This is a genomic window from Microbacterium sp. C7(2022) (genome assembly GCF_028823665.1).
In the GTDB taxonomy this organism is placed as follows: Bacteria; Actinomycetota; Actinomycetes; order Actinomycetales; family Microbacteriaceae; genus Microbacterium.
Map to the genome: position 1 here is coordinate 158,387 of NZ_JAPEHV010000004.1, position 19,533 is coordinate 177,919.

Annotated in this window: 32 protein-coding genes; 21 read left to right on the plus strand and 11 right to left on the minus strand. The window is 65.8% G+C overall.

The window, feature by feature from the left end:
* Nucleotides 1–31 precede the first annotated feature (31 nt).
* On the plus strand, nucleotides 32–664 hold the full coding sequence (locus ON062_RS07050; protein WP_274646429.1) for a TetR/AcrR family transcriptional regulator: 633 nt from the start codon (nucleotides 32–34) through the stop codon (nucleotides 662–664).
* Nucleotides 665–728: 64 nt separating this feature from the next.
* Here ON062_RS07050 and ON062_RS07055 read toward each other — a convergent pair whose 3' ends face one another.
* The 3 genes from ON062_RS07055 to ON062_RS07065 are packed head-to-tail and all read right to left on the minus strand — an operon-like array spanning nucleotide 729 to nucleotide 1,795.
* A complete protein-coding gene (locus ON062_RS07055) occupies nucleotides 729–1,058 on the minus strand; it encodes a TraR/DksA C4-type zinc finger protein (protein WP_308209617.1) in 330 nt (109 codons plus the stop codon).
* Between the two features lie 21 nt (nucleotides 1,059–1,079).
* Nucleotides 1,080–1,550, minus strand: a complete 471-nt coding sequence (locus tag ON062_RS07060) for a hypothetical protein (RefSeq protein ID WP_274646430.1) — start codon at nucleotides 1,548–1,550, stop codon at nucleotides 1,080–1,082.
* A gap of 38 nt (nucleotides 1,551–1,588) precedes the next feature.
* Entirely contained in the window at nucleotides 1,589–1,795 is a 207-nt protein-coding gene (locus ON062_RS07065) for a three-helix bundle dimerization domain-containing protein (RefSeq protein WP_274646431.1), read from the minus strand.
* A 310-nt stretch (nucleotides 1,796–2,105) separates the two neighbouring features.
* Here ON062_RS07065 and ON062_RS07070 point away from each other — a divergent pair, with 310 nt between their 5' ends.
* From ON062_RS07070 to ON062_RS07080, 3 genes are all read left to right on the plus strand, one after another.
* Nucleotides 2,106–2,306 (plus strand): hypothetical protein, encoded by a 201-nt coding sequence (locus tag ON062_RS07070; RefSeq protein ID WP_274646432.1) that lies wholly within the window; start codon nucleotides 2,106–2,108, stop codon nucleotides 2,304–2,306.
* Nucleotides 2,303–2,644, plus strand: a complete 342-nt coding sequence (locus ON062_RS07075; RefSeq protein ID WP_274646433.1) for a type II toxin-antitoxin system PemK/MazF family toxin — start codon at nucleotides 2,303–2,305, stop codon at nucleotides 2,642–2,644. The genes ON062_RS07070 and ON062_RS07075 overlap by 4 nt, the downstream gene beginning before the upstream one ends.
* 97 nt (nucleotides 2,645–2,741) lie before the next feature.
* Nucleotides 2,742–2,903 carry a hypothetical protein gene (locus ON062_RS07080; RefSeq protein WP_274646434.1) on the plus strand — a complete coding sequence of 54 codons (162 nt, stop codon included), beginning with the start codon at nucleotides 2,742–2,744 and terminating at the stop codon, nucleotides 2,901–2,903.
* A 265-nt stretch (nucleotides 2,904–3,168) separates the two neighbouring features.
* On the opposite strand, the gene ON062_RS07085 is transcribed toward ON062_RS07080, so the two are convergent.
* Both ON062_RS07085 and ON062_RS07090 read right to left on the minus strand, forming a co-directional pair.
* Nucleotides 3,169–3,642, minus strand: coding sequence for a hypothetical protein (locus tag ON062_RS07085; RefSeq protein WP_274646435.1), 474 nt, complete (start codon nucleotides 3,640–3,642; stop codon nucleotides 3,169–3,171).
* 10 nt (nucleotides 3,643–3,652) lie between these two features.
* Nucleotides 3,653–4,039, minus strand: coding sequence for a hypothetical protein (locus ON062_RS07090; RefSeq protein ID WP_274646436.1), 387 nt, complete (start codon nucleotides 4,037–4,039; stop codon nucleotides 3,653–3,655).
* Between the two features lie 376 nt (nucleotides 4,040–4,415).
* On the opposite strand from ON062_RS07090, the gene ON062_RS07095 reads away from it, so the two are divergent.
* From ON062_RS07095 to ON062_RS07110, 4 genes are all read left to right on the plus strand, one after another.
* Complete coding sequence (locus tag ON062_RS07095) at nucleotides 4,416–5,282, plus strand: GyrI-like domain-containing protein (RefSeq protein WP_274646437.1); 867 nt, start codon at nucleotides 4,416–4,418, stop codon at nucleotides 5,280–5,282.
* Between the two features lie 105 nt (nucleotides 5,283–5,387).
* Complete coding sequence (locus tag ON062_RS07100) at nucleotides 5,388–5,651, plus strand: ribbon-helix-helix domain-containing protein (RefSeq protein ID WP_274646438.1); 264 nt, start codon at nucleotides 5,388–5,390, stop codon at nucleotides 5,649–5,651.
* Complete coding sequence (locus tag ON062_RS07105; RefSeq protein WP_274646439.1) at nucleotides 5,648–5,887, plus strand: toxin; 240 nt, start codon at nucleotides 5,648–5,650, stop codon at nucleotides 5,885–5,887. Before ON062_RS07100 ends, ON062_RS07105 begins: the two co-directional genes overlap by 4 nt.
* A 74-nt stretch (nucleotides 5,888–5,961) precedes the next feature.
* On the plus strand, nucleotides 5,962–6,333 hold the full coding sequence (locus ON062_RS07110) for a hypothetical protein (RefSeq protein ID WP_274646440.1): 372 nt from the start codon (nucleotides 5,962–5,964) through the stop codon (nucleotides 6,331–6,333).
* A gap of 21 nt (nucleotides 6,334–6,354) precedes the next feature.
* Here the strand turns inward: ON062_RS07110 and ON062_RS07115 are convergent, their stop codons facing one another.
* Nucleotides 6,355–6,654: a hypothetical protein gene (locus tag ON062_RS07115; protein ID WP_274646441.1), complete on the minus strand. Its 300-nt coding sequence runs from the start codon at nucleotides 6,652–6,654 to the stop codon at nucleotides 6,355–6,357.
* A 95-nt stretch (nucleotides 6,655–6,749) separates the two neighbouring features.
* Here ON062_RS07115 and ON062_RS07120 point away from each other — a divergent pair, with 95 nt between their 5' ends.
* The 4 genes from ON062_RS07120 to ON062_RS07135 all read left to right on the plus strand — a co-directional run bounded on the left by ON062_RS07120 (nucleotide 6,750) and on the right by ON062_RS07135 (nucleotide 9,696).
* Nucleotides 6,750–7,271 carry an NUDIX domain-containing protein gene (locus ON062_RS07120; RefSeq protein ID WP_274646442.1) on the plus strand — a complete coding sequence of 174 codons (522 nt, stop codon included), beginning with the start codon at nucleotides 6,750–6,752 and terminating at the stop codon, nucleotides 7,269–7,271.
* A 177-nt stretch (nucleotides 7,272–7,448) separates the two neighbouring features.
* On the plus strand, nucleotides 7,449–8,138 hold the full coding sequence (locus tag ON062_RS07125) for a uridine kinase (protein ID WP_274646443.1): 690 nt from the start codon (nucleotides 7,449–7,451) through the stop codon (nucleotides 8,136–8,138).
* A 111-nt stretch (nucleotides 8,139–8,249) separates the two neighbouring features.
* Complete coding sequence (locus ON062_RS07130) at nucleotides 8,250–9,302, plus strand: hypothetical protein (RefSeq protein WP_274646444.1); 1,053 nt, start codon at nucleotides 8,250–8,252, stop codon at nucleotides 9,300–9,302.
* Between the two features lie 175 nt (nucleotides 9,303–9,477).
* Complete coding sequence (locus tag ON062_RS07135) at nucleotides 9,478–9,696, plus strand: hypothetical protein (RefSeq protein WP_274646445.1); 219 nt, start codon at nucleotides 9,478–9,480, stop codon at nucleotides 9,694–9,696.
* 100 nt (nucleotides 9,697–9,796) lie between these two features.
* Here the strand turns inward: ON062_RS07135 and ON062_RS07140 are convergent, their stop codons facing one another.
* The 3 genes from ON062_RS07140 to ON062_RS07150 form a co-directional block, all read right to left on the minus strand.
* A complete protein-coding gene (locus tag ON062_RS07140; protein WP_274646446.1) occupies nucleotides 9,797–10,066 on the minus strand; it encodes a hypothetical protein in 270 nt (89 codons plus the stop codon).
* Between the two features lie 116 nt (nucleotides 10,067–10,182).
* Nucleotides 10,183–10,626, minus strand: a complete 444-nt coding sequence (locus tag ON062_RS07145) for a hypothetical protein (RefSeq protein WP_274646447.1) — start codon at nucleotides 10,624–10,626, stop codon at nucleotides 10,183–10,185.
* Nucleotides 10,627–10,728: 102 nt separating this feature from the next.
* A complete protein-coding gene (locus ON062_RS07150) occupies nucleotides 10,729–11,190 on the minus strand; it encodes an Lrp/AsnC family transcriptional regulator (protein ID WP_274646448.1) in 462 nt (153 codons plus the stop codon).
* A 111-nt stretch (nucleotides 11,191–11,301) separates the two neighbouring features.
* Between ON062_RS07150 and ON062_RS07155 the strand changes: the two genes are divergently transcribed.
* The gene (locus tag ON062_RS07155; RefSeq protein WP_274646449.1) at nucleotides 11,302–11,919 is read left to right on the plus strand and encodes a LysE family translocator; all 618 of its coding nucleotides are present in this window, start codon (nucleotides 11,302–11,304) and stop codon (nucleotides 11,917–11,919) included.
* A 28-nt stretch (nucleotides 11,920–11,947) separates the two neighbouring features.
* Nucleotides 11,948–12,628 carry an alkylmercury lyase family protein gene (locus ON062_RS07160; protein WP_274646450.1) on the plus strand — a complete coding sequence of 227 codons (681 nt, stop codon included), beginning with the start codon at nucleotides 11,948–11,950 and terminating at the stop codon, nucleotides 12,626–12,628.
* 55 nt (nucleotides 12,629–12,683) lie between these two features.
* Here the strand turns inward: ON062_RS07160 and ON062_RS07165 are convergent, their stop codons facing one another.
* Nucleotides 12,684–12,944, minus strand: a complete 261-nt coding sequence (locus ON062_RS07165) for a hypothetical protein (protein ID WP_274646451.1) — start codon at nucleotides 12,942–12,944, stop codon at nucleotides 12,684–12,686.
* 415 nt (nucleotides 12,945–13,359) lie between these two features.
* On the opposite strand from ON062_RS07165, the gene ON062_RS07170 reads away from it, so the two are divergent.
* The 7 genes from ON062_RS07170 (at nucleotide 13,360) to ON062_RS07200 (ending at nucleotide 19,049) form a co-directional block, all read left to right on the plus strand.
* Nucleotides 13,360–13,641, plus strand: a complete 282-nt coding sequence (locus ON062_RS07170; RefSeq protein WP_274646452.1) for a metal-sensitive transcriptional regulator — start codon at nucleotides 13,360–13,362, stop codon at nucleotides 13,639–13,641.
* Between the two features lie 32 nt (nucleotides 13,642–13,673).
* A complete protein-coding gene (locus ON062_RS07175) occupies nucleotides 13,674–14,003 on the plus strand; it encodes a heavy-metal-associated domain-containing protein (RefSeq protein ID WP_274646453.1) in 330 nt (109 codons plus the stop codon).
* Nucleotides 14,004–14,259: 256 nt separating this feature from the next.
* On the plus strand, nucleotides 14,260–16,266 hold the full coding sequence (locus tag ON062_RS07180; protein ID WP_274646671.1) for a heavy metal translocating P-type ATPase: 2,007 nt from the start codon (nucleotides 14,260–14,262) through the stop codon (nucleotides 16,264–16,266).
* Nucleotides 16,267–16,301: 35 nt separating this feature from the next.
* The gene (locus ON062_RS07185) at nucleotides 16,302–16,739 is read left to right on the plus strand and encodes a DUF6153 family protein (RefSeq protein WP_274646454.1); all 438 of its coding nucleotides are present in this window, start codon (nucleotides 16,302–16,304) and stop codon (nucleotides 16,737–16,739) included.
* A 97-nt stretch (nucleotides 16,740–16,836) separates the two neighbouring features.
* A complete protein-coding gene (locus ON062_RS07190) occupies nucleotides 16,837–17,448 on the plus strand; it encodes a DUF305 domain-containing protein (RefSeq protein ID WP_274646455.1) in 612 nt (203 codons plus the stop codon).
* 71 nt (nucleotides 17,449–17,519) lie between these two features.
* Entirely contained in the window at nucleotides 17,520–18,401 is an 882-nt protein-coding gene (locus tag ON062_RS07195) for a F510_1955 family glycosylhydrolase (protein WP_274646456.1), read from the plus strand.
* Nucleotides 18,402–18,455: 54 nt separating this feature from the next.
* Nucleotides 18,456–19,049 carry a DUF305 domain-containing protein gene (locus ON062_RS07200; protein WP_274646457.1) on the plus strand — a complete coding sequence of 198 codons (594 nt, stop codon included), beginning with the start codon at nucleotides 18,456–18,458 and terminating at the stop codon, nucleotides 19,047–19,049.
* A 102-nt stretch (nucleotides 19,050–19,151) separates the two neighbouring features.
* Here ON062_RS07200 and ON062_RS07205 read toward each other — a convergent pair whose 3' ends face one another.
* Nucleotides 19,152–19,424, minus strand: a complete 273-nt coding sequence (locus tag ON062_RS07205; protein WP_274646458.1) for a DUF1905 domain-containing protein — start codon at nucleotides 19,422–19,424, stop codon at nucleotides 19,152–19,154.
* Between the last annotated feature and the right edge of the window lie 109 nt (nucleotides 19,425–19,533).

Genomic DNA, 19,533 nt, shown 5'->3' on the forward strand with positions numbered 1-19,533 from the left:
AATTGCTCTCGAGAGTACAGAATCGATGATCATGACGTCAACACCCCGTACCCGGCTGTCGGCTGACCAGCGGCGCGCGCAGATCGCGGCCGCGGCGCGAGAGCTGGCGCTCGCCGAGGGGCTCGCGGCCGTGACGCTACGCGCGGTCGCTTCGCGCGTGGGTGTCGCGTCGGGGCTCGTTGCGCACTACGTGCCGAGCATGGACGATCTCGTCGCAGACACGTTCAGCGACATCGTGAGCGCCGAGTTGGCGGAACTCGCGACGCTGTTGGACGCAATCGATGACTCGGTGGAGCGCGTGCGTGCGCTGTTGTCGACGCTGCTCGACGGATCACGCACCGACGTCACGCTCGTGTGGGTGCAGTCGTGGGCGATGGGGGAGCGCAATGAGGTGCTCGCTGCGGCCGTGCGCGCCCACATGGACGCGTGGCAGGGCTTCATCGCCGGCGTGCTCGAGCGAGGGGTCGATGAGCGGATGCTGCGCGTCGAAGATCCGCAGGCGGTGGCGTGGCTGCTGCTCGGCATGATCGACGGGCTGAGTGCCCACGGGCTGGTGCGGTGGGGCGAGCCCGCGGGGCGGCGCGCGCTCATGGCTCGCGCGATCGAGCCTTTGTTGGGTTTGGATGCCGGGAGTCTCGCGGACGAGAGGGAGAAGAGCCGATGAAGAATGCGATCATCTTTCACGGAACTGGTTGATCGCCTGATCCCGTGACGCGCGTTGAGTGCCGTCAGCTTGCGCAGGCGACGCACCTGATCGCGGTGGGCCGTGCCTCGAGGCGCCCCGGTGGGATGGGTTGCCCGCAGGTGACGCAGATTCCGTAGGTGCCGTCATGCCACCGGCGAAGCGCCTCGTCGATCTCTCGCAGCTCGTCGTCGACACTCGCGAGCAAGCCCTCGAGGCGCGACCACTCCGATGACAGCGGAACACCCTCGGGGTCGTGCTCGTCGTCGGCGGAGTCGGCGCTACGGTCGACGCGGAGGCGAGCGATCTCGGCGGTGAGTGCGTCGCGCCGGTGCTCGGCGGCGGCGCGTAGGGCGTGCAGGTCAGGGATTGTCACGTGCGTACTCGGTGGCCGCGCCTACTCGGACGCCGTGCCGGCGATGGAGATGACGTCGGGGAGCGTGTCGCCACTATCGGTGGCCACGCGCCGGAACTCGTCGCCATCGCGCACGTAGATGCCCGCGTCGGCGCCCGTGACGAAGTATTGGTCTGCGGCATCCCCCGAGAGCTCTGTGGGGGTGAGGAACAGGAGGTACTCGTCGTCGACCGTGAGGAGCGGGGCTGTCATCTGGCGCACCTCGACGGTATCGCCCACGCTGACCGGGCTGTTCTGTTGCGTGAGGTTCTGGCCGAGCGTGGGATTGTCGGGGGCGTTGATCACCTCGATGGTCGAGATCGTGGTGTCGCCGTCGTCTGTCTGGCCCGAGACCGTGCCGACGACGATTGCCGCACTATCGGCAGCGAGGGCGTCGATGCTCTCGTAGAGGGTGGCGCGGCTGCCGGATGATGTTTGCGTGCACCCGGTGGCCAGGGCGATCGTGACCGTCACCGCGACGAGCGCGGCGACGGACCTGCGACGACGACGACCTATGCGCATTCTGCTTTGACGCGCTTCTTCGCTTCGCGTTCGGCGAGCACCGGCACGAAATCGCGCACCTTTGCGGCGGACATTTCGGCGCGCACCTCGGCGACGATCTCGTCGATGCGCACCCGCGAAACATCGGGGTACTTCTCCGTCAGACCTTCGACGATCTCTCGGAACGCGACGTTTTCGTCGATCCCTTTTTCGGCCACGGTGCTCCTTTCTCATAGCATTCGTGCGAATACTACGCCGTATCGGTGACCGTGGGGAGAGGGCCGGGGAACGGGCCGGATTCGGTCGGCGCTGAGGCGCGGGTGGGGCGTTGCGCGCGTTGCAGAAAGCGGGCCCTGGTCGGGCATTCGTCCGGGCGGGGTATGTGAGACGGCGGGCCGCTGGGCGCCGCGCTGCCGTGTTCGCCGCGACCGACCGCTGGTCCGCTGAGTGCGTGGGAGGACCCGGTTCGGTTGCACGTCCATGTAGTGAGTGTTCTACATTTGTAGAACACTCACTATGCTGGCCGACATGGGTACCACGATCGGATTCCGTCCGACCCCGGATGACGAGCGTATTCTCCGCGAGGCGGCACAGTCTGGCGAGAGCACGTCCGACACCTTGCGACGCGCACTGCGGTTGCTGGACCACGAGCGCTGGCTGGAACAGTTCCGCGCCGACGCAGAAGTGCTTAAGACCGAGAACGTGAACTCGGAGCCTGAAGCCTGGTGATCCGAGGCGCCGTCTATCGCATCGACTTGGGCAAGACTCGCGGGCACGAGCAGGGCGGGAAGCGTCTGGGGCTGGTGGTGTCGCCATCCAACTCGCCGTTGTCCGTCGCCACAGTCATCCCGTCCTCGACATCCGAAGGCCACTCCATCCACCGCCCTGAAGTCGAGATCGCCGGGCGACGCACCCTCCTGCTCGTCGACCAGATCCGCTCGATCGACGTTGACTACATCGTGGGCGATCCCGTCGACTACCTCACCCGCGATCAGCTTGCCGAGGTAGACCTGGCCATGGCTCATTACCTCGGCACCCAGGACGTGGTCCGTCACCGAGCCCAGTAGCGGGCTCGTTCCGTTTCACGCCCACGAACGCCCGGACGAGGACCGGTCGGCGTGCAGTTTCGTTGCGTTCGCGCCGCCCCATAGTTACGATCGCCGTATGGATCCGAAGGACGATGAGGGCAGCATGCGGTACCGGTGCCTGGAACCGCCTATCCCGTTCGACCAGATGATTGAGTCCGTCGACGCAGCAGAGCACCCCGAAGGACAAGACGATGGCTACCGAAACCAGGAGTGGCTGATCCGCAACGCGGCCGGATGACACGCGCCCCCGCGCGGCGACGATATCGCGTCCGCTGAACGACCGCCCAGCGCGCAGACCGTTGCAACTTACGCCGACACCCATCCAGGTGGTGCAGTCTGTTTCGGGGTCGGCGGTCACTCGCGATCGGCGGTCGAGAGGAGATGGAGCCCACGTCCGCCCGCGCAGATGTCGTCTCGGAGTGGTGCCCTCGCGGGTCGCGACCGGCAGAGTCGAATGCGCTGTCCCGTCGCCCGTGAGTTCGGACGACAGGACAGCCCTCCGTTCACCCGTTCGCTGCGGGTTCGAAGCACTTCTGGACGTCGAGGCCGCTGTCCTCGACCTGCGCCAGAACCGTGTCGGCGTCCTTGCCCGGTTCGATGCCGATGTCCGTCAGACATTCGCGGTACCGGATGAACGTCTCGGACTCGTAGGAGTGGGCGATCTGCCATTGGTAGTCGACCGGTGCGAAGTCGACGTAGCACTTGTCGTACACCGGTTCCGCGTCGGCCAGGTAGGAGAACTCGTACACACCGCCGACGACGCGGGTGCCAGCGAGCTCCGCGCCGCCTTCCTCCATGCACGCCTCGAACTTCGCGAAGGCCTCGTCGTACACCTTCTGCGTGACGACTGTGACCCCTTCGGGGAGTGGGCCCGCCTCCGGGTTGGTGAATGCTCCACCCACCGCGGCCACACCGCCGATTGCTACCAAGCTGGCCGCGGCCACGAGAGCGCCAGTGATGATCGTTCGCTTCTTCATGTCTCACCCCTTACGAGTTCGTCGAGCCGACTTGGACGCCGCTGCCGTTGTAGGCCTTGTGGCGGCCGTCCCAGGTTCCGGACTGCGTCTTGGCGACCTGCGAGCCCTGGACCAGCTTCTGAGACCCCCAGTAGTACGGCCCGCCGGGGTACGCCTGGTAGTAGAGCTGGATGCTGACAGACGCGCCGCCAGCGCAGCCATTGTCGGCGTAGGTGTTCCCACCGGCGTTGGAGAAGGTGACCTGATACGTGCGGCCGGATAGCTGCCCGCCTCCCGAGCAGTTCACCACCGGGCTCCAGCCCAGGGCGTAGGCCGCCGGTGCGCCTCCCAGCAGCACAGCTGCAGCGAATGCGAGTACCGCCAAGACGCGCGGTGTCTTCCTGCGCCTAGATGTCATGCTGCAACCCAACCTCGTCGTTGAAAAACCCCCGCAACCGGGGATAATTTCGGAACATATCAGCAAGGACCTGGGACTTGTCAACAGCTGAAGGGCTAGCACTGGAGGCCGGTGGCATTTTGCGCGCCTTTCCGCTCGGCTCAGTGCGACTGGCGCCGGTACATGCCGTCGCCACGCCCATCGTCAATATCCGACACTGTCCGGGCCGAACCCCGTCGACCCGGAGCGATGGTACGAGCTGACCCCGCTTCCGTGCAGTGCCCGCACAAGGACCGGCATCCGTCCGTCGATGGATAGCCGCAGGTGATCGGATCGGACCGCGATAGTAGGGTGCCGATCGACGATGCTCGGCAGTGTGGATGTCGAAGGAGGCGCCATGATCGCGGAGCTGAACCGGTTGGTGGAGGTCGTTGAGGCACACCTCGGTAACGACACCGATGTGGCGACGTTGGCGACGACGCTGGGCACCACGGAGTATCACCTGAGGCGGATGTTCTCGTCGCTGGCCGGTATGCCGCTGTCGGAGTACATCCGACGGCGACGGATGTCGGTCGCAGCGGCAGACGTCCTCGGGGATGAAGACCTGCTGAGGATCGCGGTGCGATACGGCTACGGGTCCACCGAGGCGTTCGGTCGAGCGTTCCGATCCGTGCACGGTGCCGGGCCGAGTGACATCCGCCGCGATGGCGGCCCCCTTCGCACACAACCACAGATCAGGTTCCGCCTGACCGTCGAAGGAAACATCACCATGGACACACGCATCGCAGATCGACCAGCATTCCGCCTCGTGGGCCACGCCGCCCGCGTGCCTCTCATCCACGAAGGCATCAACCCGCACATCCAAGCGCACATCATATCCCTGCCCGCCAGCGAGCACGCGCGCCTTAAAGCCCTGAGCAACACTGACCCGGCCGGTCTGCTCCAAGTGAGCGTCGACGTCGACCCGGATTACATCGAAGGAACCGAGCTCACCTACCTCCACGGGGTCGCAGTCGACGAGGAGACTCCCCTGCCCGACGATCTCGATGCCATCGAGGTTCCCGCGGGCACCTGGGCGGTCTTCCGCACCGAAGGCGCCTATCCCGACGCACTGCAGGCCGCATGGGCAGCTACCGCAACCGACTGGTTTCCGTCGAACCCCTGGCGACTTCGCCCCGGCCCGTCTGTCGTCGCAGTCCTGGATCGCGCCGACGACTTCAGCACCGCCATCTGCGAACTCTGGCTCCCCGTGGAACTCGCCTAACTGGTGTGACCCGCGCGCACCTCAGCGGGCAAGTCACGGGCCCGCTGAGGTGCTGGCAATCGAGCAGCCGTAGACCCGCTCGCAATTTCGTATTACGATTCCGCCATGGGTGGTGAAGAGACGATCAACGGTGTTCCAGTTACGGAGGAGCAGATCGCGGCGTGGGCTGCGGAGGCTGAAGCCGGCTACGACGTGGAAACGCTCAAGCGACGCGGACGCGGACGACCCGGCCGAGGAGCGGAGCCCGCACAGGTCGTCGCGCTCCGGCTCACCGCGGACGAGCTCGCCGCCCTTGACGCTCGCGCCGAACGAGAACACAAGACCCGCTCGGAGCTCATCCGCGAAGCAATCGCCGCGTACGCCGCGTGAAGGTCCACGACTCCGCACTCAAACACGGCATCGCACCCGAGGACGTCATCCAGGCGGCGTCGTGGCCGCTATGGATTGACGACCTCGACGAGGACTTTCCGGCTCGCCAGCTCCGGCTTGGGTTCGACCGGCAAGGACGACTGCTCGAGCTTGTCGTCCTCGTCTTCGACAGCGGCAACGAACTCGTGATCCATGCGATGAAGGCCCGACCGCAGATGCTCGATCTGCTGCCGTAGCTCAACGAGGTAAGGGCCAGATTCACATCAAATCGCGCACGGTGAGGGACCGCTAAACGTGGCATGCTCGTGACGTGATGCAGCCCGACGACGTCGTCCATGTCGCCCTCTCGGAAGCGGAGCGTTACCTGCTCGACCGTGGGCTCGTCGAGTGGGGAGGCCCAGCGCGGTGCACCGAACCGATGGCGGCCGCCCTCGGGTTCGACAGTGTCGCCGACCTCCTCGAGTCGGGGTACCGAATAGCAGATGACCTGTCGAACGACCGACCCCTTACACGCCGGGACTGGACGCGCGCGTTGCTGGCTACTGAAGTGGTGTTCGCAAGCGATGTCCTCGGCTCCGGCCACGATTGGGAAGCGACGACCGGCCTCAATGACCACGCCACGTTTCGCACTCTTCGCGAACTTCAGCTGCGCCTCGCCGGGGTGATCATCCGTCCGCGGTAGACAGACAGCACACCGACCCGTTTAGGAGCCCTCGCGATAGGCGAGCTCCCAGTACTGAAGGACTACCTCGTCGCTGGGGAGTGCGCGCTTGACCTCTTCGTAGAGCCGTCTTGCTTCCTCTTCGTGCGCAGCGGCCATCGCGGCATTGGGCCAACCGTGTTGCCAGTCGAACAGCTCATTGAATTGGGATGCCCAGGCGCGGGCAGCGGCCGCGGTCGCTTCGGGAAGAGCCGGATCACCATCGGCGCACAGTCCAGCGCCTTCCTTGCCGCCCCAGAACGGCCAGTCAGCAGAGTAATCGTTCATGAGCCGGTACTGCATGCGACAAGTGTCGCGCAAGGCGACTGGGCTACGCGCAGCCCAGAGACCTCATTGAAGACGACCGGGAGCGAGCCTGCCCCGTGCACAATGGTTCCGTGAGTGCTGACGAGCTCTGGGACCTGCGTGACATTCGAGGGAAGCTCGTCGGGAGGACACACGCTCGGGGTGCCGCCGATTGGCCGGATGGAGCGTTCCACGCTGTAGCGGGCACGGTCGCTGTCCGCCGAGACGGGCTTGTGTTGATGACGCTGCGATCCTCGATGAAGGACCACCCACTGACGTGGGAGTTTCCGGCGGGCAGCGCACTTGCGGGTGAATCCAGTCTGGACGCAGCCGTACGTGAGTTGCGTGAAGAAACAGGGCTGTCGATTGATGCGGACTCTATGGTTGCCGTGGGTCGATTCATCGAGACACGAGCCCTGTTCGACCTCTTTGTCACGCGGCTCGGCGACCATGCCGATCTCGTGCTCGACGGCGACGAGGTTGCCGAAGCGGAGTGGGTGGCGGTGGAGGAAGCATGTCGACGTTGGCGTGCGGGGCTGATGGCCGCCCCGTGGGAGTCGCGACTCGCCCAGCTCTGGCCGCGACTCGCCGAGGTGATCGATCAGTCCCGCTAGCTTCCGCGATTGGAGCCAAGCCGCGGGGCTGCTCGCGTCGCAGTCTGTTGCGCGCAACGGGACCCGATTGCGAGCGAGGTGCGGCGGTCCTGTGCGCTGACGGTAGAACGTCCACGAGTGCCGACTGTCTTTCGCAAGAGAATGAGCCCTGGCAGGCGGCGGCAGTATGCTCGCAACATGTTGGACTCACCGATGACATTGCCTCGTGACGAACCGGTCGCGGGGCCATGGACAGCGATGTCCGATGACGAGTTCGCCGGCATTGTGCTCTCGATGGCACGTATGTCACCGGGTAGACCGCGCGTGGTCGCGGTGGACGGACGCAGCGCATCCGGGAAGACCACACTGGCGGACAACCTGGCGGCACGAGTCGATCGATCCGCGATCATTCACGTCGATGACGTCGCGTGGAACGAGCCCCTCTTCGCATGGGCAGACCTCCTTGCCGACAATATCCTCGCCCCGCTGCGCTCCGGCGAAGGCGCGTCATTTTCACCGCCCGCGTGGGCAGCGCACGGCCGTCAGGGCGCGATCGACATACCTGCCGGCTTGGGATTGGTGATCGTCGAGGGCGTCGGCGCCAGCCAGCGAGAGCTCAGCGACCTACTCGACGCCGCGATCTGGGTGCAGTCCGACTTCCTGCTCGCGCAGAAGCGGGGAATCGACCGCGACATCGCGCAGGGCGTTAACGGCACCGTCGAGCAGACGATCGCCTTCTGGCACGAATGGATGACGGAGGAACTGCGGTTCCTCGCCGACCAGAAACCATGGGAACGCGCGAACCTCATCGTCGCCGGCACCTCCACCCCCGCTATCCCCGATCACCAGATCGCGGTGGCAGCAGGTCATCTGAGACCCGCCCCATAGTAAACAGCAGGGGGCCTACGCACGCTCAGGGACCGCCGAACGTTCGCGCTTTCTATAGCTGATGCAGTCGCTATTCGCTAATGGCGCGGAGTGCTCCTGTCCGCTACGGTCGTGCCTGACGACCGTTCGAAGGAGTTCGCCGTGCGACTTGCCCCATTTGTCTCAGCCCTTTCGGTTGCAGCACTTCTGGGGACTCCACTCAGCGTCGCTGATCTGACGTCGCTCCCTTCTGACGCCTGCGCGAGCGCGACGGTCGCTGTTGCTGACGCCACCGCCGTCAACGGCTTGAACATCAACCAATGTGGACTCGGTGGTACGACGGTGACCGCGGGAGGGATAGAGGTTCTGATGCCCGCCGCTGGCCAAGCCGTCACAGTCGAAGAATTGGTTGAGGCCGGGTCGAGCGTTGTCACCGCATATCTCCATGTTGAGGTTTCCGACGACGGATTCGTGTCAGCGACCACGACACCTCCGCCGGTTGAGTCCACAATTCCGCTCGAGTACGGAGCTATCACCGCAACTTCTGCGAGGCCCCATTCGGTGCTGGTCGAAGCCGCGGCGTATTCCCGCTGCACTGACTACTCGCGATCGACATCTGCTTGGTATTCGCCATCGACCATCTACGTCAACAGCACCGAGCGTCGACCGTCAAACATAACGAAGACCGCGTTCGAGGGCGTGGTGACGGGCGGAATGGGCGTCTGGAAGAACGGCACCAATAATTGCGGCATCGCGCGGGCGCTCCATGTTCCGGGTGCAGTTGCGGTGGGAAGCTATACGTACGACGCGAACTTCACATCCACCGGCGGTTGCGGGACCGCGGACAATCGAGACGTCGTCGACTTCGGGCCCATTGCAGACAGCGGCGTTCTGGCTCGAACGTGCACATGGTCCACCGCAGGCGGCGCCCCCTACGACAAGGACATCCGGATCGACACCAGCACGCGAAGCTGGGTCACCACGACGACGGGATGTTCCGGTACAAAGTACGATCTACGCTCAGTTGTAACGCACGAGCTTGGCCACATGCTCGCGCTCGGTCACGCGACCGAATTCGGCGGCAACGATCTCACCATGAGCCCAAACTCGGCTCCGTGCAACAGTTCGGCGCGTACCCTAGGAGCTGGCGATGTTTCGTCGATCTACGTTCAGCCCGGCGGCTAGTGCCTCAGTCGTATTCGCCGCCGTCTTAGTCGTGACGGGGTGCACTTCGACTGCACCCGATCCGCCGGCTGGCACCGCAGAACATGCCTGCGAAGAGCCGCAGACATCCGTCACTCCAGACGCAGCTGCGCCCGGCGAGGAGATCAATGTCGTCGGGGAAGGGTGGGAAGTCTGTGTGGACACCCTGCCCGCGACGGCACCAACGCCCGAGCCAGCCGTTATTCGCTGGGTCCAAGGAGACGTCGTCGCTGAGTTGGCATCTGTCGATCTCCGCGACGGCCGCTTTGACGAGTTCGTTACGATCCCTTCGGACGCGGAGGTAGGCCCCGCAGTCATACGTGTGTTTGCCGAGGGCATCTTCCAGACCGAACTTCCGATCACGATCGAAAAGTGATCGGCGCCCAGCGGCGACAGGTTTGACTGAGCGCGTCTCGGCCCGCGCGCGACACGCCATCAACGCGCAGTGCCCGCAAGGGGATCCGAGAGGCTGCCCGTCAACGAGGCCCGGACAACGCAGCTTCCAGCACTGCGACTGCTTCTTCGTGGCCCCGCGCTATGAGTTGCTCGGCGTCGCGGATGCGCGCGGCGATATCGGGCGGCGTGGATGGAGACTCGAGCGTCCAGTAGGCGCTATCCAGCAACCCCCTCACGTAGAGGCTCAGCGCGAAACCTCCGTCCACCGGGAGGATGTGTCTGAAGTTGTCGACCGCCGCGACCGCAGCATCCAGGACCCTCGCTGCTCCAGGATCGCCGCTGCGCGCCAAGGTAAGCCCACGATCGAGCTCATCCGCGAGATCGCTTCGCGTTGAGGGAAGTCGGCGGAGCGCCTCAGCGCGGACGATGATGTCGGCATTCGGCGACGATCGAACAGAATCGGCTGTTATCGGAACTGCACAGTCTGCGCAGCGCGGAGGCTGCCTACCGTGGAATCGTCGAGATCCACCCGAATCACCTCGACCCCAAGGTCGATTAGTGCCTGGGTCAGCCAAGCCGTCGGCCGCTGAAGGTAGGACTCGACCTCGCGGTCCGCGACCGCGAGGATCAGCCTCTTCGCTCCCACCTGTCGACCGATCCAAGTCAACTTCAACGCATCGGTCGCGAGCTTCTTCGGCTGACCGCCCCGAAGCGCTCCTTGATGAGCGTATGCCTCGACCAGGATGGTGAGATCCGCGGTGGAGCCGTCAAGCTCGACGCGGCCGCCGTTGCCCGTCGCGACCGACGTCTTGGCGAGCGGCTCACCCAACTGCGCGCTGAGTGCGGCGATGATTGCGACCTCAGCCTGTCGCTGAGCTCGAGAGTCCGAGGGATGCCCTTCGCCAGTCACAACGATGAGCCTCCCACGATCACAGTCCTTCCGCACCCGGGGGTCCCTCTATCGTGCGATGCCCGCGGAGGGATCAGCAGGGATGCCGACGCGGTCGCGTGTTCACCTTGCCGCGATCGGGAGTGCTCGGTTCTCGACGACTTGCCGCATGACGAGAGTGGTGGTCAGTTTCTGCACGCCGGGAAGGGTGCTGAGTTGCTCGTCGTATAGGTGTTGGAAGTCGGGCAGGTCGCGGGCGACGACGCGGAGCAGGTAGTCGGGTTCGCCGAACAGCCGCTGCGCGTCGACGATGTGCGGGACCGCGTCGACCGCGTCTTCGAACTGGCTGATGATGGCCCGGGTGGCGCCTTGCATGGTGACGAACACCAGGGTCTGGAATCCGAGCCCGACCGCGTCGGGGTCGAGCACGGCACGGTACTCGGCGATGACGCCGCGCGCTTCGAGGTCGCGCAGGCGACGGTGGCAGGGAGACACGGTGAGCTGCACGCGTTCGGCAAGCTCGGTGATCGTCAACCGACCGTTCGCCTGCAACTCCGCAAGAATCTTCCGATCAATCGCATCCACAGCAAGAATCATTGCGCATAACGCTGGCCCTCGCCTGGAAGTTGCAACCATCACCCGCGGAAACGCTCCTAATCTCGTCCCTGCAACACTTCAGGCGGGCGAGGGAGGGTCGTGGTGCAGACAGGGGCGGTGCTGGCATTCTGGGGCGTGTCGATGCTGTTCGTGATCACGCCCGGCGCGGACTGGGCGTACGCGATCACCGCGGGCCTGGCCCGCCGCACCACCCCCGCGGTGCTCGGACTGCTGACCGGGCACCTGCTCGCGACCGTCATCGTCGCCGCCGGGATCGGCGCGCTCGTCGCCACCACCCCGACCGCGCTGACCGTCCTCACCATCGCCGGGTCGGTGTATCTCGTGTGGCTGGGTATCGGGACCCTGCGCCACCCGGCCGCCATTCACGCCGGGCCGGACGTGGCGGCGGTGCCGGCGTGGCGGTGGGGCGTGAATGGGTTCGGGGTCAGCGGACTGAACCCGAAACTGCTGCTGCTGTTCCTTGCCGTGCTGCCTCAGTTCCTCACCCCATCCACCGGGCTCCCGGCCGGGGTCCAGATCACGATCCTCGGACTCGTGCACGTTGCCAGCTGCGCCGTCGTCTACTTCCTCGTCGCGCACACGGCCCACCTCGTGCTCGGCACCAGGCCGACGGCCGCCCGCATCGTCAGCCGCGTCTCCGGCGCCCTGATGATCAGCATCGGCCTCATCCTGCTCGCCGAACGACTCCTACACTGACCCGACAGAAACCAACCGAAGGATCTCGATGCACACGCCCGAAGCTCGCCGCGTCCGCGACCTCGTCTACGCCACCCTCGCAGGTGAGGGTCGCGCCCCCTCGATCAACGAACTCGCCAGACTCACGGGGACGCCCGCCGACGAGATCGCCCAGACGCTGCGGGAGCTTGCCGACGCGCACGCGCTCGTCCTCTCCCAAGACGGCGACGCGGTCCGGATGGCGCATCCGTTCACCGCCGCCCCGATGGCGTTCGTCCTCACCCCGACCGACGGACACGACGACCGTCGCTGGTGGGGCGGGTGCGCATGGGACTCGTTCGGCATCAGTGCCGCCCTCAACCTCGACGTCCAGATCGCCACCGCCTGCCCGCACTGCGGCGCCCACATCAGCTTCGACAGCGGGCCGAGCACTCCACCACCGGCCGACCTCGCCGTCCGGTTCCCGCGCCCGGCGGCGCAGTGGTGGGACGACGTCGTCGCGACCTGCACCATGATCCGCATGTTCTGCACCCGCGACCACGCCGAACAATGGACGACTGAGCACCCCCCGGGCGCCGGGTACATCGCTGACGCGGTCACGGTGTGGCGCCTCGCCGGCCCCTGGTACGGCGACCGCGTCCACCCCGACTTCCAACCCCACACCCGCGACCACAACCAGCAACTGCTCGACAGCGTCGGCCTCACCGGACCGTTCTGGCAACTCCCGTAACAACGCGCTCCGCCCGCGAGGACCCACGACCCAGCATTGCTCGTAAGAGGATCGACTAGGGCCGGCTCGACCGAAGTCGTCGGACCTTGAGCGCCGTGATCGTGCAGACGATGACCGTCAGTGGGAGCCAGGGCCACAGCGATGTGTCCATCCCGATAATCGAGCGCTCAAATGTTCCACATGTCGACGATCCGCTGACAGGAGCGCCGGCGCACCATCCGCCTGTGACCACCGGCGCGAAGAAGACTGCCACGACGAGGACGCCTGCGATCCCGAGCCACAGCACAGGGGCAACGCGTGAACCGCTTCTGCTCATGGCCCCGATCAAATCAGATGACTACTCACTCGTGGAAGACGAGACATCACACCCCAGCCGAAGCGCCGCCCGCCGCCGTCCCCTCATCGCGCATTGCCCGTTTACGGATCGCCCTTCACACCGCAGGCGACACGAAGAACCCGTTCGGACTCACGGGATTTGGTTGCCGCCCACTCAACTGTCGTGCTTTGCGAGACATCCCCTGCGCCTCACGGCTGGGAGGCCAACGTCGCTCCTGAGGCGCTCCGGACGGCACTGGGTTCGTGTCTGTCCCGAGGGTTGAGTGCTTGATCGAACCCGCGGTAGGCCCCGTCATTGTTCTGCGGCAAACTCCAGGTTTGTTGAGCATCTCGGCGAGGGCGCGACGATGCGATAAGGGTTGTCCTGGATACCATAGGGGGGTATGGTACTTGCCATGAACGGCTACACGGCGAGCAAGGATGACCTGCTGAAGCGGCTGCGACGCGTGGAGGGTCAGGTTCGTGGGATCGCGCGGATGGTGGAGGAGGACAAGTACTGCATCGACGTCCTCACGCAGGTCTCCGCGGCGACGAAGGCACTCGAGTCTGTCGCGCTGTCACTGCTGGGTGACCATCTCTCACACTGCGTTGCCGAAGCAAGCGCCGAGGGTGGTGCCGTCGCGGAACAGAAGATCCGCGAAGCCAACGATGCAATCGCCCGTCTGGTCCGTTCCTAGCCCGCCTGCCCACGCACTATGAGGAGACGATGATGAACACTGAGAACCGCAACGACCTGGGCTTGAGGGACGCTGGCGCCGGCTGTGCGTGCTGCGCGATCGCATCGACGCCCGAGACCGTGGGTGAGGTCACGGCGGCGGTGACGTCCGAGGTGCTGGTGACGGGGATGACCTGCTCGCACTGCGTGTCGAGCGTCACCGAGGAGTTATCCGCGATCGACGGGGTAGAGGGTGTGTCGGTTGACTTGAACGCGGGCGGTGCGTCGCGGGTGACTATCCGCAGCTCGACGCCGATCCCTGCTACCGCTGTGGAGGCGGCGGTGGCGGAGGCTGGTTACGCCTTGGCCAGCAGCTCGTCATGAGCACCTTCGATGACGAGCTCGACCTCACCGGGATGACCCGCATCCGTCGAATGCGAACAGTGGAAGGACGCTCGTCATGAGCCAGCACGACCACGACGCACATCACCGCTCCACGCCGACCAGCGCAGGCGATGACGACGCCGCTCAGGGCGCCCGAGCGACGGTCGCAGAGTCCGAGACCGCTGGCGACCACCACGCACACCGCACATCCGCGCAGCACAGCACCGATGAGAGACACGGCGGCGTCCACGAGGGGATGCAGCACGGTGGCCATGGTGGGCACGCCGGGCATGGTGCGGACCATGTCGCACGCTTCCGTCGATTGTTTTGGATCAATCTGATTCTCGCCGTCCCGGTGGTGGCGTTCTCGGGCATGTTCTCGATGCTGCTCGGGTACCCGCTGCCCGACGGGGCATGGGTGGGCTGGATTTCACCGGTTCTCGGCACTGTCATGTACGTGTGGGGTGGTGCCCCGTTCCTGACCGGCGCGGTCAGCGAACTGCGTGCCCGTAAGCCCGGCATGATGCTGCTGATCGGGTTGGCGATCACCGTCGCGTTCGTGGCGTCTTGGGGCGCGAGCCTCGGGTTGCTGGATCACGAGCTGGACTTCTGGTGGGAGCTGGCGCTGCTGATCGTCATCATGCTCCTGGGGCACTGGATCGAGATGCGCTCGCTCGCGCAGACCACCTCCGCCCTGGATTCTCTTGCCGCTCTCCTCCCGGACGAGGCGGAGAAGGTGGACGGGGACACCACCGTCACGGTTGCGCCCGCGGATCTGCAGGTCGGCGACGTCGTTGTGGTGCGCCCGGGTGGACGAGTTCCGGCTGACGGTCGGGTGGTGCAGGGTTCGGCGAGCATGGACGAGTCGATGATCACCGGCGAGTCCAAGCCTGTCCGCCGAAGCGGCGGGAATGCGGTCGTGGCCGGCACCGTTGCCACCGACTCCGGCATCCGTGTCGAGATCAGCGCGGTCGGGGAGGACACCGCCCTCGCCGGCATCCAACGCCTGGTCACCGAGGCGCAGAACTCTTCGTCGAAGGCGCAGCGCCTCGCCGATCGTGCGGCCGGGTGGCTGTTCTGGTTCGCGCTGACCGCCGCAGCGATCACCGCCGTGGTGTGGACCCTGGTTGGGCTTCCTGATGACGCGGTGATCCGCACCATCACCGTGCTGGTGATCGCCTGCCCCCACGCTCTCGGCCTGGCAATCCCGCTGGTGGTGTCCATCGCCACCGAGCGGGCCGCCCGCGGCGGGGTGCTGATCAAGGACCGTCTGGCCTTGGAGAGCATGCGCACCGTGAACACGGTGCTGTTCGACAAGACCGGCACCCTCACCAAGGGCGCGCCCGCCGTCACCGCTATCGAATCGGTAGACGGGATCGACGCCGACCGGCTGATGGCCCTCGCGGCCGCCGCGGAGGCCGATTCCGAGCACCCGTTGGCTCGAGCCATCGTCGCCGCTGCGGGGGAGAAGAGCCTGTCCGTGCCGGGTTCGACGGATTTCGAGTCGTCACCCGCGGTTGGGGTGCGCGCGACGGTCGACGGCCAGGTGGTGCAGGTCGGTGGCCCGTACTTGCTCGAGCAGACCGACACGCAGGAGCTGCCCATCGCTGACACCTGGCGTGAGGAGGGGGCGATCATCCTGCATGTCCTCATCGACGGGAAGGTCGCCGGTGCGCTGCGGCTGGCCGATGAGATCCGCCCCGAGTCCCGGCAGGCTATCGACGCCCTGCACGCCGGTGACGTGCAGGTCGTGATGATCACCGGTGACGCCGATGCTGTCGCCGCATCGGTGGCTGCTGAACTGGGCATCGACCGGTTCTTCGCCGGTGTGAGGCCGGAGGATAAGGCGTCCAAGGTGAAGCAGCTGCAGGACGAGGGACGCAAGGTCGCGATGGTCGGCGATGGTGTGAACGACGCGCCCGCTCTCGCGCAGGCCGATGTCGGTATCGCCATCGGCGCCGGCACGGATGTCGCGATCGCCTCGGCGGGGGTGATCCTGGCCAGCGACGACCCCCGCTCGGTGCTGTCTGTGATCGAGTTGTCCCGCGCGAGCTACCGGAAGATGAAGCAGAACCTGTGGTGGGCTGCCGGGTACAACCTCATCTCGGTGCCCCTGGCCGCCGGCGTCCTCGCCCCGATCGGTTTCGTGCTGCCGATGTCGGTGGGCGCGATCCTCATGTCCCTGTCCACGATCGTCGTTGCCCTCAACGCCCAGCTGCTGCGCCGGCTGGATCTCAGCCCCGACGCGGTCATCCGACGCTGACGGGTGTGACGTACCGTGGAAGGGAGGGAGGTGACATGTCGCTGATCGCACTGACGGACCGGCTTCGCACCGGCCGGTCTGTGGCCCGCACGCTGCTGCTGCTCATCGCGGTCACCGGCGCGGTCATCGTGGGCCTGCTGGCCATGCACTCCCTCAACGCCCACACCGCGACAGAAGCGGGACACTCGACCACAGTCACCTCCGCCGCCCCAACCGATGCCACCGACCACCACACGGGGCATACGGCAACCGACGAGCCGTGCGCGGAGTGCGGCAGCGGACACTCCGACATGCTCGCGATGGCGTGCGTGCTGGCACTTCTGGCGACCGTGCTGTTGCTGATGCGGCCCGGCGCGGTCACGCGATGGTTGTCGATCCTCCCGCGACCGAAACCCTCGGTCCTGACGGCACTGTTCACCAGGCCGGCGCTGCGTCCACCTTCACTCACCGTTCTCTGCCTCAGCCGTACGTGATGCGCCCGAGCCGACCCCTCGTGTCCGGCTCCCGCACCCGCACGCCCGTCACCCTGACCGGCGCTGCTTTCACGTACCCCTATATTGGAGAACCCTGATGAAGATCCGTACCACCGCAACCGCCGCACTCACCCTCGCCGCCGCACTCACCCTCGCCGGCTGCGCCGGCGGCACAGGCTCAGAGTCCATGCCCGGCATGGACCACGGCAACAGCTCCGCCCCGTCCCCCTCGTCCGCAGCCACAGCGGACTTCAACGACGCGGATGTGATGTTCGCGCAGATGATGATCCCGCACCACGAACAGGCCGTCGAGATGTCCGACATGATCCTGGACAAGGAAGGCATCGACCCGGCCGTTCTTGCCCTGGCGTCCGAGATCAAGGCCGCGCAGCAGCCCGAGATCGACCAGCTGAAAGAGTGGCTGGACGAATGGGGCGCCGACAGCGACACCGGCACCATGGAAGGCATGGACCACGGCGGCGGCATGATGAGTAACGACGACATGGCGGCCCTCGATGCGGCTACCGGCGCGGAGGCGTCGCGGCTGTTCCTCGAGCAGATGACGATGCACCACGAAGGCGCCATCGAGATGGCGCAGGACGAAGTCGACAACGGGAAGAACCCGGACGCGATCGCGATGGCGCAGACCATCATCGACACGCAGACCGCGGAAATCGCCACCATGCAGGAGCTGCTCGGGAGCCTCTGACCCGTTGCGCGCGGGTCGGTGCAGTTACAGTGCGCCGACCCGCAAGCGACCGACTCCGAAAGCAACGCCATATGCTTCTTCATCGCACTCTGACATCGACCCTGCGGCATCACCACGCGCGTCGCAGCATCCTCGCTGCGGGCGCGGTCGCCGCGCTCATCTTCATCGCCGGGTGCGCTGCCCAAACGCCCTCCACCGGCGACGACCACGCCACGTCCACGATCGAACACGCGCATAACGTCGTCGCCGACCCGTCCGGGTCGGGGTTCCTGATCGGTACGCACGACGGCATCTACACCGCAACCGAAGACGGCAAACTCGGCCCCCGAGTCGACGGCCCCCGCTTCGACGCCATGGGCCTCACCGCCGTCGGCGACATCCTGCTCGCCTCGGGACACCCCGGCCGCACCACCCCTCCCGAACTCGGCACCCCACACCTGGGCATCATCCGCAGCACCGACACCGGTCGTAGTTGGACTCCGGTCGCGTTCACGGGAGAAAAGGACTTCCACGTCCTCGCGACCGCCCCGGACGGCACGGTGTACGGGCTTGCCACCGACTCCTCGGATGTGTTGGTGAGCACCGACGAAGGAGACACCTGGACACCTACGGGCGGTTCCATATCGGCGTTCAACCTGGTCGCGGACGCCACCGGCAGAGTCATCGCGTCGACACCCGACGGGCTACAGGTCAGTACTGACGGCGCAGCATCGTTCGGCCCGTGGGCGGATACGCCGCTCATCGCGCTGCTGGGCGTGTCACCGGATCATCAACGCGTCGTGGGGGTAGGCAGCGGCGGAAAGATCTGGACGACTACCGCCGGAGCCCCCTCCTGGAGCGAAGCAGGAACCGTGCATGGTCAAGCCCAAGCGATCGCCATCACCAACACTGGCGACCTGCTCGTCGTCGACGACAGCGGCCTCACGCTGCTCCCGTCACCCCCTTCGCCCTAGCAGCCCCCGCCACCTACGATCCTTCGCCACCTCACGAAACAAGGAGAGATACAGATGTCCCACCACGATGAGCACTCCGGCACTCACCAGGAGAAGCAGCAGAAGAACGGGTCCGTCAGCATGTACATCCGCTTCGGCGCGATGATCCTCACCGCTGTCGTCATCATGTACTTCGTGATGTTCGCCGGCTCCTGGGAATGGAGCCACATCCGCCTCAGCGAAAGCCGCATCTTCATGGCGCTCACCATGGGAGGCACGATGGTCCTCATCATGCTCGGCTGGATGCTCAACATGTACAAGAACACCAAAGCGAACATCGCGATCATCATTGCCGGCGTGGTCCTCATCGGCGGAGGGATCGCCCTCGACCGCAGCCAGATCACGGTCGACGACACCGCCTTCATGCAGGGAATGATCCCGCACCACTCGCTCGCCATCACCCGCTCAGAGCGTGCACAGATCCAGGACTATCGCGTCTGCCAACTCGCGGTCAACATCAGCGAAGCGCAGAAGCGCGAGATCCACGAGATGGACTGGCTCATCAACGACATCGCAGAGAATGGCATTGCTGCGACGGCCGAGCAGGCCGCGGACCGCCCCGTACCCACCTACGACGACACGGCGGATCGCACCTGCCCGCCGGAATGACGCCGCTGCCCCAAACGCCTCGTTGAGACTCGACGAGGGCCGACGAGGCGAACGCACGCTGCCCTCCGCTCAGCGTGCACGGCACGGAAGGGGATGGTTGCCTCAGCGGGTGGTGATGGTGACCTCGACAACGTCGCCGATCTCTTTGCCCAGCTGCTTTCGAACCTTGGCGTTGAGGGAAACCATGTGTCCGCCCTCGCCGGTAGGCAACGTGCCGACGTTCAGGAGGAAGACGTCGTCGATCTTGGCGTCGACCCGAATGCCCTTGCCGGTGCCGAAGATCTCGGTCGCGCCGGGGATCTCGACGCAGTTCCAGATCTCACCCTTGACTGGGACACCGATCTCCGCCTGAAACCTCACCTGGTGCGCGTCCATGTCGCCAGCCTATGCCGCTCCCGGCGCGGGCCCCGAGGACCGGAACGCCCTATGACCTGAGACGACGGCGCCGGCGGGTGGTCGCCGCGGCTCGTCGCACGCACACCAC